This is a genomic window from Archangium sp. Cb G35 (genome assembly GCF_001896145.1).
GTDB lineage: Bacteria > Myxococcota > Myxococcia > Myxococcales > Myxococcaceae > Archangium > Archangium violaceum.
On sequence record NZ_MPOI01000004.1, the window covers coordinates 237827 to 249455 of the forward strand.

Annotated in this window: 11 protein-coding genes; 5 read left to right on the forward strand and 6 right to left on the reverse strand. The window is 69.0% G+C overall.

What is annotated here, in order from left to right:
* Positions 1-47 precede the first annotated feature (47 nt).
* From rnc to BO221_RS14495, 3 genes are all read right to left on the reverse strand, one after another.
* A complete protein-coding gene (gene rnc / locus BO221_RS14485; protein ID WP_073561043.1) occupies positions 48-872 on the reverse strand; it encodes a ribonuclease III in 825 nt (274 codons plus the stop codon).
* A gap of 126 nt (positions 873-998) precedes the next feature.
* Positions 999-2144 (reverse strand): acyl-CoA dehydrogenase family protein, encoded by a 1146-nt coding sequence (locus BO221_RS14490; RefSeq protein ID WP_073561044.1) that lies wholly within the window; start codon positions 2142-2144, stop codon positions 999-1001.
* Between the two features lie 35 nt (positions 2145-2179).
* Positions 2180-3709, reverse strand: coding sequence for an acyl-CoA carboxylase subunit beta (locus tag BO221_RS14495; protein WP_073561362.1), 1530 nt, complete (start codon positions 3707-3709; stop codon positions 2180-2182).
* A 247-nt stretch (positions 3710-3956) separates the two neighbouring features.
* Between BO221_RS14495 and BO221_RS14500 the strand changes: the two genes are divergently transcribed.
* Complete coding sequence (locus BO221_RS14500; RefSeq protein WP_073561045.1) at positions 3957-4304, forward strand: YtxH domain-containing protein; 348 nt, start codon at positions 3957-3959, stop codon at positions 4302-4304.
* 77 nt (positions 4305-4381) lie between these two features.
* Here BO221_RS14500 and BO221_RS14505 read toward each other — a convergent pair whose 3' ends face one another.
* The 3 genes from BO221_RS14505 to BO221_RS54855 all read right to left on the reverse strand — a co-directional run bounded on the left by BO221_RS14505 (position 4382) and on the right by BO221_RS54855 (position 7958).
* A complete protein-coding gene (locus BO221_RS14505) occupies positions 4382-5665 on the reverse strand; it encodes a hypothetical protein (protein WP_073561046.1) in 1284 nt (427 codons plus the stop codon).
* 89 nt (positions 5666-5754) lie between these two features.
* Positions 5755-6870: a dipeptidase gene (locus BO221_RS54850; protein ID WP_073561047.1), complete on the reverse strand. Its 1116-nt coding sequence runs from the start codon at positions 6868-6870 to the stop codon at positions 5755-5757.
* Positions 6867-7958: a HEAT repeat domain-containing protein gene (locus BO221_RS54855; protein WP_073561048.1), complete on the reverse strand. Its 1092-nt coding sequence runs from the start codon at positions 7956-7958 to the stop codon at positions 6867-6869. Before BO221_RS54855 ends, BO221_RS54850 begins: the two co-directional genes overlap by 4 nt.
* Positions 7959-8130: 172 nt before the next feature.
* Between BO221_RS54855 and BO221_RS14520 the strand changes: the two genes are divergently transcribed.
* The 4 genes from BO221_RS14520 to BO221_RS14535 all read left to right on the forward strand — a co-directional run bounded on the left by BO221_RS14520 (position 8131) and on the right by BO221_RS14535 (position 11618).
* Positions 8131-8793: a hypothetical protein gene (locus BO221_RS14520; RefSeq protein WP_073561363.1), complete on the forward strand. Its 663-nt coding sequence runs from the start codon at positions 8131-8133 to the stop codon at positions 8791-8793.
* Between the two features lie 186 nt (positions 8794-8979).
* Complete coding sequence (locus tag BO221_RS14525) at positions 8980-9999, forward strand: hypothetical protein (protein WP_073561049.1); 1020 nt, start codon at positions 8980-8982, stop codon at positions 9997-9999.
* Positions 10000-10092: 93 nt separating this feature from the next.
* Positions 10093-10959, forward strand: a complete 867-nt coding sequence (locus BO221_RS14530; protein ID WP_073561050.1) for a hypothetical protein — start codon at positions 10093-10095, stop codon at positions 10957-10959.
* Positions 10956-11618: a hypothetical protein gene (locus BO221_RS14535; protein WP_073561051.1), complete on the forward strand. Its 663-nt coding sequence runs from the start codon at positions 10956-10958 to the stop codon at positions 11616-11618. Before BO221_RS14530 ends, BO221_RS14535 begins: the two co-directional genes overlap by 4 nt.
* The last annotated feature ends 11 nt before the right edge of the window (positions 11619-11629 follow it).

Consider the following 11629-nt stretch of genomic DNA (forward strand, 5'->3'; position numbering starts at 1 on the left):
TGGGCGCGGGACCTTATGCTCCACCCCCCCCAGGCGGCCAAGCAGTTTCAGGCTGGGGTGTCGTCCTTCGGACCCGGAACGGCCACCGGCGCCTGCTCGGCTGCCCCCGGAACCCCGGGATTCGCCGTCCCCGGAGGCGCCGCGGCCACCTGCCCCGGCTTCTCGCCCCGGTCCAGCAGCACCAGGGCCCCGTGGGCGGCCGTCTGCTCGGCGTCCTTCTTGCTGCGGCCCGTGGCGCGCGCGTACACCTCCGAGCCCAGCAGCACCTCCACCTCGAAGATCTTCTCGTGGTCGGGGCCCACCTCGGAGACGATCTGGTAGCGGGGCGTCAGCTTGAGCCTGTCCTGCGCCGCCTCCTGCAGCTTCGTCTTGTAGTCCTGCCGGCTGAGCGCCTGCGCCACCCCGTCCAGCGCCTCGGCGAAGTGCCGGTCCACCAGCCCCATCACCGGCTCCAGCCCCGAGCCCAGGTACACGGCGGCGAACACCGCCTCCAGCGCGTTGGCCAGCAGCGAATGCTTCTCCCGGCCGCCGCTCAGCTCCTCGCCCCGTCCCAGTTGCAGCAGCTCGCCCAGCCCCAGCCGACGGGCGATGCGCGACAGGCCCTCCTCGTTGACGATGCGGGCCCGCAGCGGCGTGAGCTCCCCCTCCTTCATCTGGGGGAAACGCTCCATCAGCCGGTGGCCCACCGCCAGGTTGAGCACCGCGTCCCCGAGGAACTCCAGCCGCTCGTTGTCCTGGAAGCCCTCGCCCCGGTGCTCGTTGATCCAACTCTTGTGCGTCAGCGCGGTGAGCCCCAGCTCGGGCCGGGGAAACGTCGTCCCCAGCCGCTCTTCCAGGGCCTTCACTCGCTCAGCGGGTTGCAGGGTCGCCACGGCCTCTTTCCAATTCCAATCCTTCCGCTGCGAAACGGTAGGGTCTCCCCTCCCCTTCGAGCAGCACCCACGGCAGGGGAGCCTTCAGGCACTCCCCGCCCCGGTCCAGGCCGCACGGGCCGTGTCCTACTCCTTCTTGAAGACCTCGCGCGCGATGATGGAGCGCTGGATCTCACTCGTCCCCTCGCCGATCTCGCACAGCTTGGCGTCACGCAGGTAGCGCTCGACCGGGAACTCGCGGGTGTAGCCGTAGCCGCCGTGGATCTGCACCGCCTTGTTGCAGGCCCGCGTGGCCACCTCGGAGGCGAACAGCTTGGCCATGGAGGCCTCCTGGCTGTACGGCTGGCCCATGTCGGCCAGGTACGCCGCCCGGTGCACCAGCAGCCGCGCCGCGTCCGTCTCCGTCTTCATGTCCGCGAACATCCAGCGCAGCCCCTGGAACTCGGAGATGGGCTGGCCGAACGCCGTGCGCTCCCGGGCGTAGCGCACCGACTCCTCCAGTGCACCCCGCGCCAGGCCCACCGCCAACGCACCGATGGTGATGCGGCCCTTGTCGAGGATCTTCATCGTGTCGATGAAGCCGTGGTCCACCTCGCCCAGCCGCTGCGAGTCCGGAACCTCCACGTTCTCCATCACCAGCTCCGCCGTGTCCGAGGAGCGCATGCCCAGCTTGCCGTGGATGGCCCGCTGGCTGAAGCCCGGCATCCCCTTCTCGAGGATGAAGGCGGTGACGCCCTTCTGCTTCTTCTCCGGCGACGTGACGGCCAGCACCACGAAGACGCTGCCCACCGTGCCCTGGGTGATGAACATCTTGGCGCCGTTGAGCACCCACTTGTCACCCTTGCGCACCGCCGTGGTCTTCATGCCCGCGGCGTCCGAGCCGCTGCCCGGCTCCGTCAGGCCCCAGGCGCCCAGGTGCTCGCCGGTGGCCAGTTTCGGCAGGTACTTGCGCAGCTGCTCCTTGTTGCCGAACACGCGCAAGTGGCTGGTGCCCAGGCCGTTGTGGGAGGCCACGGTGAGGGCCAGCGAGCCGTCGTAGCGGGCGATCTCCTCGACCGCCACCGCCACCGCGAGCGAGTCCATGGCGGCGCCGCCGTACTCCTCGGTCACCAGCATGCCCATCACGCCCAGCTCACCCAGCTCCTTCACCACCTCCATCGGGAACTTCTCGTCCTTGTCCCACTCGCGGGCGTAGGGCTTCACCCTGCGCTCGCAGAAATCACGGAGGGAGGACTGGAGGGCTCGATGGCTTTCGGGAAGTTCGAAGTCCATGGGGGGATGTATAGCAGAGGGTGGAGGGGGGACCGTCAAACCGGGTAGACGCCGTGCTTCTTCGTCTCCCGGGGCTGGAAGCGCCGGGAATACAACTCATAACGCTGGAGCAACTCGGCCCGGAGCCGGTCGCCCGGGACGATCTCGTCCACCACCAGCTCGCTCGCCAGCTTGTAGATGTCCACGTCCTGGCGGTACTCGTCCCGGAGCTGCTGGACGTAGGCGGCCCGCTCTGCCTCCGGCTTCTCCTGGATCTTGTTGAAGTAGACGGCGTTCACCGCCGCCTCCGGGCCCATCACGGCGATCATCGCCTGGGGCAGCGCCAGCGTGGCGTCCGGCGCGAAGCCCGGCCCGCTCATGGCGTACAGACCCGCGCCATACGCCTTGCGCACCACCACGCAGATCCTCGGCACGCTCGCCTCGGACACCGCGGAGATCATCTTCGCGCCCGCCCGGATGATGCCCGCGCGCTCCACCTTCGTGCCGATCATGAAGCCCGGCACGTCCGCCAGGTACAGCAGCGGGATGTTGAAGGCGTCGCACAGCCAGATGAACCGCGCCGCCTTGTCCGCCGAGTCCACGAAGAGCACGCCGCCCTTGTACTTGGGCTGGTTGGCGACAATCCCCACCGGCCGGCCGTCGATGCGCGCCAGACCGGTGATCAGCTCCTGGGCGAAGAGCTTCTTCACCTCGAACCAGCTCCCCTCGTCGATCAGCTCGGCGATGAGCGCGTGCATGTCGAAGGGCTTGTTCTGGTCCGCGGGGATGATCTCGTCCACCCGCTTGCCGCTGGCCTTGGGGGCCTTGGGCTCGGCCCGGGGCGGCGCCTGCGTGAAGTTCTCCGGGAAGAAGGAGATGTACTTCTTGGCCGCTTCAATCGCCTCCTGCTCCGTCTTCACCAGCACGTCGCCGACGCCGGACACCGAGCAGTGCATCTTCGCGCCGCCCATCTCCTCGAGCGTCACCTTCTCGCCGATGACCATCTCGGCCATGCGCGGGCTGCCCAGGTACATGGAGGCGTTGCCGTCCACCATGATGACGATGTCGCAGAAGGCGGGGATGTACGCGCCGCCGGCCGCCGAGGGCCCGAAGAGCAGGCACACCTGCGGCACCTCGCCGGACATGTGCACCTCATTATAGAAGATGCGGCCCGCGCCCCGCCGGCCGGGGAACATCTCCACCTGGTCCGTGATGCGCGCTCCCGCCGAGTCCACCAGGTACAGCAGCGGGCACTTCAGCCCCTTGGCCGTCTCCTGGATGCGAAGGATCTTCTCCACCGTCCGCGCGCCCCAGCTTCCCGCCTTCACCGTGGAGTCGTTGGCCATGATGGCCACCGGGCGTCCCGCCACCTTCCCCACTCCGATGATCACCCCGTCCGAAGGCAGCTCCGCGTCCAGGTTGTTGGCGAGCCTGGCGTCCTCGACGAACGAGCCCTCGTCCACCAGCAACCGGATGCGCTCACGGGCGAACAGCTTCCCCGTCTCCCGGTTCTTCGCGTGGTACTTCTCGGCCCCGCCCTTCTCCACCTGGGCGATCTTCTCGAGCAGCTTCTGATCGAATGACATGGCGCCGGGGGGCATACCAGAAAGGTGCTCGCCTGGCCGCTGTCTCCGTTCACTCCCTGCCTTGGACACGGCGCGTCATGGCCTCACTCTGACCGACAGCCGACTCCCACCCCCTCCCCCGCCTCCAGGACATGGCCCAGGGGGTTCCCCCCTCGCCCGCCCTCCCTACCTTCACAGTCAGCAGGGGTGGCTGCCCGTGGGGGAGAGCACCTCTCGGATTGGCTGTGTGGCCAAGGAGGAGGACGGAATGTTGTTCGCGAAGAAGGCCAAGTGGGCGGTGAAGAGCGACCTGTACCGGCAGTTGCTCGCCCGGAAGATCATGAAGGACCTGCCCCGGTTCGCCAAGAACCAGTGGGACGACTTCGATGCCGATGACGTGCTGCGCTACGTGGGCCTCACCACCTACAAGCCCGCCCGTAGCTCGTTCGCCGGCATCGGCGCGTTCGTCATCGGCTGCGCCGTCGGCGGCATCGCCGCGCTCATGCTCGCGCCCAAGCCCGGCACCGAGCTGCGCACCGATGTGAAGGACAAGGCCCTGGGCTACCTCGGCAAGCAGGGCATCAACGTGGGCCAGGAGAAGACGGCCAACGCCTAGTTGCTTCCCGGCCGTCCAGCGGGAAATCGAGGCCCCGGAGGCGTGCACACCGCGCGCTTCCAGGGGCCTTTTTCGTTTCAGTACACGCGCAGCAGCCGGGTCTGGATGTCGAAGTGCGGCCGGCGGAAGTCCGGGATGATCACCTCGCCCCGCGTCTCCTCGAAGTTGCCCGACAGGATCCCCAGCGGCATCATCGCAGCGATGTACGCCGCGTCGTCCGCCCGGAGCTCGTCGAGCTTCGAGAACCGGATGGTGCGCGAGAAGCTCACGTGCCCGTCCACGCCCCAGACGCTGCGCACGTTCCCCGTCGATCTCGCCGCGAAGTGCTCCGACGCGGGCCCGAGCGCCTCCAGCGACGAGGGCACGCGCTCGACCACATAGTTGTCGAAGAGTGGATTGCCAGAGCTGACGATCAGCTTCACCCCCAGCACCTTGCCCGTGCGCGACTGCTCCAGCTCGATCGTCACGCGCAGCGCTCCGGCTTTGTTGTACGTCTCCAACATGTCCACGTTCGAGGGCCTCGACCGGGCCCTCGCCCCCGCCGTTCCCGCGCGCGCCACGTCCTCCAGCCGATCCGTGCCCGAGGGACCGCCCACTCCTTCCGGGCTGCCCGTCGCGCCATATTTCCCGTAGGTATCGATCAGAGCGCGAAGGCCCTGGCCACGTTCGGGGGAGGCCTTGAAGAAGTGCTTGAACACGCCCTCGTACGCGAAGAGCGGCGCGCCAGAGAGTCCCTTCTCCAGCGCATTGCCCATCTCGCCGAAGTAGGTGTCGACGAGGCCATTCTGGACGCGCAGGCTCGCCATGCCGTCATCGAGGATGCCCTGCACGCGGCCCTGGACCCGCGCGTGCTCCTCCGCGCGGAGTTGCTCGGGTGTGGGTCCATCCCCCGGCCTCCACGTGTGTCCGGTGGATGCTCCCGGGGTGGTGCCAGTGGAGGGCAAGGGTCCCACCGCCATGCCATCGGGACCCGGGAACAGCCGGATCTGGCGCGGGATGTCGGGCACCTCCGCCACCTCGGCGGGCTCCGTCATGGCGGGCGGCGTGGCCGGTGGCGTGGCGGCGGGGGGCGGCGCTTCGGCCGTGGCGCTCGGAGGGGGCGGAGCGGGAGGTGGCGCGGCGCGTGGGGGCCGCGGAGTGCCACGGGGCGGCCGGGGGGGCTCCGCGACCGGGGGCTTGGGTGGGGGCGGCTCCTCGCGTGGGGGTGGCGTGCGCTCGAACACCTCGAACTGGACCGGCTCCTGGCGGCTCATCAGGAGGGGTTGCTCGCGCTTCGGCGGCTCCAGGTACAAGAAAAGCCCCAGGCCCACGTGCAGGGCCAGCGAGAGGATCAGGGCCTGGAGCAGGCGGGAGCGCCGCATCGGACCCCCACGCTGGCAGAGATGCACCCTCCACACAAAGGGTGAAGGTGGGCGTCCGTGCGGAACCGGTCGGCTCGTCTCCTCCCCTGTCAGCCCAGCGTGTCGCGCAACAGCCGGGCGAAGTTCCCCCCGAGGATCTTCTCGATGTCGGCCGGCTTGTACCCCCGGCGCCCCAGTCCCTCGGCGAGCCGCAGCAGCCGGTCCGGTCCGGTCAGCTCCGCCACGTACATGTGACGGGGCAGTTGCTCCGCGCCGGGCAGGCCCTTGTTGCGCTCGACGAAGCGTTTGAAGCCCTTGAGGTCCTGCTGAGGATCCTCCCCTCCGGTGCGCAGCACGCTCCCGTCACTGCCGAATCCCACGTGCTCCACGCCCGCCACCTTCACCGCGTGGTCCACGTGCGCCAGCAGATCGTCGAGCGCCACGGTGGGTTTGTCCGTCAGCCACACCGACATGTTGAAGATGCCGAACACGCCTCCCTTGTCCGCCAGGGCCCGCAGCAGCTCGTCCGGCTTGTTGCGCCCGCTGGCGTACACCGCGCGGCAGCCCGCGTGCGTGATGGCACAGGGCTTCTTCGAGCGCTCGATGGCCTCGGCGGTGGTGCGGTCACCACAGTGCGACAGGTCCACGAGCATCCCCAGCTCGTTCATCCGCTCCACCACGCGCTGGCCCAGGATGCTCAGCCCCGCGTTGCCCGGTTCGCGGTAGGAGTCTCCCAGGGCGTTGCGCTCGTTGTGGGCGAGCTGCATCACCCGCAGTCCCTGGGCGTGGAACAGCTCCAGGTTCTCCAGGTTCTGGTCGTTCACCGAGTACATGGCCGCGTCGAGGATCTGCGCGTCCTGGCACGCCAGCACGATGCCCAGCTTGCGCTCGGCCTTGGCGCGTTGCAGGTCCGCGGCGCGAAGCACCGGCAGCAGCTTGCTTCCGGACCGGCGGAAGACCAGTTGCCACTCGGCGATCGCCTGAAGCGCGCTCGGGTAGTTGCGCGGATACATCTGCATGTCGACGAAGGCCGCGGTCATCCCCGCCTCGATGGCCTTGTCCGGCTGCAGCAGGGGGCTGTCGTTGGTGAGCCCGTCGATGACCACGGCCCGCCGGTACACGTCCGCCACCTTCGAGGCGGGATCGGCCAGCGCTGGCAGTGCCGGGGTGGTGAGCAGCGCCGCGATCCCCTGGAGGACCTCGCGGCGGGAGTGCGGCGTTCTCATGGTCTCGTACCTCGCGTCTGCTCGAACCAGCGGCGCCAGGCCGCCATGTCGTCGCCGAAGTCCTGTCCCGCCAGCATCCCGAGCACCTTGCGCGAGGGCTCGCGATCGAGGACCGACCGCATGCCCGCCATCTCCAGCAGCACCTCGCCCGACTTGTCGAGGATCTGCTGCCGGTGGACGGTGCCCTCGACCTCCATGATGTGCACCAGCGTCCAGCCCGCCTTGTTGCGATCCGTCGCCAGCGGGTACCAGAGCGCCTCGAGCACCGGCTCGATCGGCACGATGCCCGGCTTCTTCGACACCTCCTGCGCCGACCCGAGCCGGCGCAGCGCCTCGTTGCGCACTCCCTCGTTTGGATCGCGCACCGACGGGAGGAGCGCCTTCACCAGTTCCTCTGGCGAGGACAGGTAGGTCATCAACATGAGTGCGTTCATCCGCTTGCCGCTGTCCTTGTCCTCGCGCAGCACGCGCACGAGCGCATCGGCATGGCGTGGCACCCCGTCGATGAAGCGCTGCTCCATGGGCGCGAGCTCGGGGTGATCGAAGCCTCCGTAGCACCCCATGGGCGCACGGCAGGTGCCCATGCCCCACTCCGGCACCGCCCCCTGGCTCCGCAGCTTCCAGAACGTCTTCAGATAGTCCGACCAGGCCGCGAGCAGTCCTTCCGGATCGGCGACCTCCCCCTTCGGCTCGGGATTGAAGGGCATGCGCCATTCGTCCCCCGTGTCGACCAGATCCACCGTCACGCCCATCGTGTGATCCTGGTTCTGGCCCACCGACATCCGGATGAACGCGAAGGAGTACGTCTCGGAGAGCCGCTTCTTGCTCTCCATGAGGTTCGCGATGAACTCCTTCTGCTGCTGCTCGTTCTTCGTGTCGAGCCGCGTGCCCGGAGCCGGCAGCGTGATGAGCTCCAGCAGCTTCTCCCGGGGAACCTTGCGCGAGCCGAAGACCTCCACGCCCTTGAAGACGTAGATGGACGCGGGTTCGGCGGTCTGGGTTGCGGTCTGGGCCGCGGGCGGCTCGGCCTGACGGGTCGTGGTGGTGCAGCCAGCGAGCAGCGCGAGACCGACGACGATGCGTTTCATGTTGTGTCCCCCGGGTGCCTGAAGCAGGCACAGGCCTCGCGACTGTAGTGGTGCGCATACCGGCTGGCGAGGCGAAGTGCCGGAACACTGCGGTTCCACCTCTCCCCTTCCTGGAAGTTTTCACCGGGCGTGAGCCATGATGCGCCGCCCCTCGCAGTCCCTGAGGCTCCTCATGCACTCCGCTTTCAAGTCCCGTGTGTGGCCGCTCGTCGCGGCGCTGCTCTCCACCGGTGTGGTGGCCCCGGCGTTCGCCTCCGAGCCGAAAAGGCCCACTCCCACGCCCGCTCAGGTGCCCGCTCCCGCTCAGGCGCCCGCTCCCGCGGCCACCCCCTCCCCTGCTCCGGCCCCCACGCCGGCCGCCCCCGCCGCCCCCGAGGCGAAGCCGGAGGACGTGGCCACCCCGGAGTCCATCGTGGCCGCGCTCTATGACGTCATCTCCGGACCGAAGGGCCAGGCCCGTAACTGGGATCGCTTCCGCTCCCTCTTCGCTCCCGGCGCGCGGATGATCCCCGCCGGCAAGCGCAAGGACGGTACCTCGGGTTACCGGCTGATCACTCCCGAGGAGTACATCACCTCGTCCGGGAAGCTGCTCGTCGAGGAGGGCTTCCGCGAGCGGGAGGTCCATCGTGTGAAGGAGCAATTCGGCGTCATCGTGCACGTCTTCAGCACCTACGAGGCCCTGCGCGGCGACGAGACGAAGCCCTTCATGCGCGGCATCAACAGCATCCAGCTCTTCAACGATGGCAAGCGGTGGTGGCTGCTGACGGTGGCCTGGACGGCCGAGACGCCGGAGCAGCCGCTGCCCGCGAAGTACCTCCCTCCCTCCAAGGGCTGAGGTCAGCGAGGGGGAACGCATGCCGCGATGATGCCGCTTCCGGCCGCTCCACGTCCAAATCCGAGGCCCCCTGACGCCCTTGTCGCGGTTCCGCGTTACGCTCCACCCCGAGGCGTCCCTCCGCGCGCGTGTGGTTCGTGCCTTGCACAGCCGCTCCGCCGCAATCCTTTCCCACCGGGAGCTCCGATGCGCTTCAAACCCTTGCTGTTCTGTTTCCTCCAAGCGGCCCTGGTCCTCACGGTGTCACTGCACGCGTCACCCGCCGAGGCCTGCTCGCCGCCAGCGTCGCCGCGTTACTTCTACACGCTCACCCGGAGCTTCCCCGAGGATGGGGCCTCGAATGTGCCCCTCGACACGGTGGTGCTGATCCAGCCGCGCGCCTGGCAGATCCCAGGCACCCTCGCGGACGTCCATGTCAGATTCCACGATGTCCTCTCCGTCACCGTGACGGACTCCGACACGGGTGAGCTCATTCCCGGAAAGGTGGACTCCTGGTGGGCCGGCTCCTCGGGTGAAGCATGGCGGCCAGACGCCCCTCTGCTCCCGAACCGGCGATACACGTTCGTCGCGACCGTGCAGCAGAGTGGGCCCCGGCCCGAGGAGGCCCAGGGGCCCACGGAGTTGCGTGGTTCGTTCTCGACCGGAGATCAGCTGTCTCCACCGCTCGAGCTGCTCGGCGGGCTGGACGTGGCGCTCGAGTCCATCGAGACGGACAAGCTCGACTGCACGTCCGGCGCGTGTACCTGCGCCAAGGTCGGCCGGGAGATGAGCACCCACGCCCAGGTCCGGGTCCCCGGCGTCCAGGGCGGAAGCGCCTTCGGCTCCTATCGATTCGAGCTCTGGGTGACGGACAACACGCCCTACCGCTTCGATGGGATGAACCAGCATCTGGAGCACAAGGTCCTCTGGGGCGTCTGGGGGGTGAATACCTCGGGCGAGCCCACCGACACCCTCTTCGAGATGCCCCGGAATCACTACGACGCCAACGCCAGTTACACCCCGTGCTTCACCTGGCGCGTGCTGGATCCCGCGGGGAACGTGCGCGAGGGGGCTCCCGTCTGTCTGAAGGAGAGGGTCGATCCCCCGGGCTCCTTCTTCGGGTGCACGGTGGCTCCAGGTGCCAGGGGCTCCCAGGGCACGGCGTTCCTGGTGCTCCTGGGCGCGATGCTCACCGTGTGGCGCGTCCGCCGCCGGCCCGTGGTCTGAGCGCCCCGGATGATGTGAGGGGGAGGAGCGGTCTTCCCTGCCCCGTGTCCGGGCCGGCGGCTATAGTCGACGGGACCAGACACGGGGCGAGACATGGGCACCAGCGGCACCCTGGAGACTCTCGGCGGCAACGGTGGAGGTCTGGACGCCCTCCTGCGAGGGTTCCTGGTGCTCTTCGTGCTCTCGCTGGCGACCGAGCGCATCTCGTCGGTGTTCAAGCACCGCAACTGGCAACCCCTCCGGCCCCGGATGCGCTTCGGACAGAACCAGGCGGAGGGAGGCAACCTCCAGGTCGACCTGCGGACCGGTGAGACCTATGTCGACTCGACGAAGCAGCCCGTGCCGATCGCGCTCGGCGGCAACGAGGTGGACCGGCTGACCCGGGCCGCCAACTCCGAGAACACCCTGTTCATCGGGCTGCTGCTCGCGCTCGTCTCGGGGGCGAATGCCTTCCTGGGGACGAGCGGCTGGCCCGACCTCACCCAGGGCGGCTCCCCCATCCGCTCCACGCTCACCTTCGTGGGGCAGGTCCTTCTCACCGGCGCCGCCGCGGCCATCGGCTCGTCCTTCTGGTACGAGCTGCTCAGCGTCCTGACCGAGTCCCGGCGCGTCCGTTCCGCCCAGGCGCAACAGAAGCCGCCGGACACGCAGTCCACGTCCCAGCCCGGCACTCCGCTGACGCCGGCCATGCCCCTGACGGACACCAGGACCTCCTCCCCGGAGCCACGGCCCGTCCCGGTGCCGCTCGGACAACTGCGCCAGGCCGCGCAACTCAAGCTGCCCGAGCTCCAGCGGCTCGAGGGGGTGAAGACGGTCCGCCTGGTGGACGCCCCCCGCAGGTGGGCATCCCATCCCTGTCTGGAGTTCCGCGTGGAGCTGGAGCCGGGTGCGCCCGCCCTGCCGGCCGAGGTCAAGGTCCACGCCGGAGGCGTCGAGCACTCCATCCCGGTGACGAAATGATCGGCGGCTGGTCGGCGGCCCAGCTCGGCTTCTTCTTCCAGAACCAGCCGCTCGAGGGGGCCTTCTCCCCGGTGGTGGCGATCGAGGCCTCCGCATGGAACCGCTCGCAGGTGGCCAGCGGCCTGCTGGTGCACCCGCGGCTGGTGCTGACGGTGGCCCACGCCGTGCTGTTCCGCGCGGGAGCCCGGCTCTTCGCCGCGGCCCAGGTGAAGGTCGAGCTGGGCAACGTCCGCGCCTGGGCCGATGCCGTGGTCATCCCCTCGCGCTTCCTGGCGCACGCCGGCTTCCTGGCCACCGCGGATCTGGCGGTGCTGCGCATGCCCATGGAGGTGAGCGGACCGCTCGATCCGCCCCTGCTCGCCGAGTCGGCGAGGGACTGCGAGGCCATGCTGTGGGGCTGGACCCTGGTGCGGCCGCGCACCCAGGTGTCCATCCCCGTCACCGTCACCATGGGCGAGGATGGCTGCCTGCACTACCCCGCGGCCAATCTCCCCGCCTTCAGCGGAGGCCCGATCCTGCGCAGCACCGGCCCGGGCCAGCCGGACGAGCTCATCGGCCTCCACCGCGCCTTCCACGCCGACACCCAACAGGGTGAGGCCATCCCGTTTTCCAGCGATGACGTGCTCGAGGCCATGCACTCGCTGGGTTTCGACGTCTAGAAAGAGAGAAA

Excerpts from the sequence above, each read along its gene's own strand:
- BO221_RS14490 (WP_073561044.1), bottom strand. The coding sequence starts at position 2,144 with ATGGACTTCGAACTTCCCGAAAGCCATCGAGCCCTCCAGTCCTCCCTC.
- BO221_RS14495 (WP_073561362.1), bottom strand. The coding sequence starts at position 3,709 with ATGTCATTCGATCAGAAGCTGCTCGAGAAGATCGCCCAGGTGGAGAAG.
- BO221_RS14500 (WP_073561045.1), top strand. The coding sequence starts at position 3,957 with ATGTTGTTCGCGAAGAAGGCCAAGTGGGCGGTGAAGAGCGACCTGTAC.
- BO221_RS14505 (WP_073561046.1), bottom strand. The coding sequence starts at position 5,665 with ATGCGGCGCTCCCGCCTGCTCCAGGCCCTGATCCTCTCGCTGGCCCTG.
- BO221_RS54850 (WP_073561047.1), bottom strand. The coding sequence starts at position 6,870 with ATGAGAACGCCGCACTCCCGCCGCGAGGTCCTCCAGGGGATCGCGGCG.
- BO221_RS54855 (WP_073561048.1), bottom strand. The coding sequence starts at position 7,958 with ATGAAACGCATCGTCGTCGGTCTCGCGCTGCTCGCTGGCTGCACCACC.
- BO221_RS14520 (WP_073561363.1), top strand. The coding sequence starts at position 8,131 with ATGCACTCCGCTTTCAAGTCCCGTGTGTGGCCGCTCGTCGCGGCGCTG.
- BO221_RS14525 (WP_073561049.1), top strand. The coding sequence starts at position 8,980 with ATGCGCTTCAAACCCTTGCTGTTCTGTTTCCTCCAAGCGGCCCTGGTC.
- BO221_RS14530 (WP_073561050.1), top strand. The coding sequence starts at position 10,093 with ATGGGCACCAGCGGCACCCTGGAGACTCTCGGCGGCAACGGTGGAGGT.
- BO221_RS14535 (WP_073561051.1), top strand. The coding sequence starts at position 10,956 with ATGATCGGCGGCTGGTCGGCGGCCCAGCTCGGCTTCTTCTTCCAGAAC.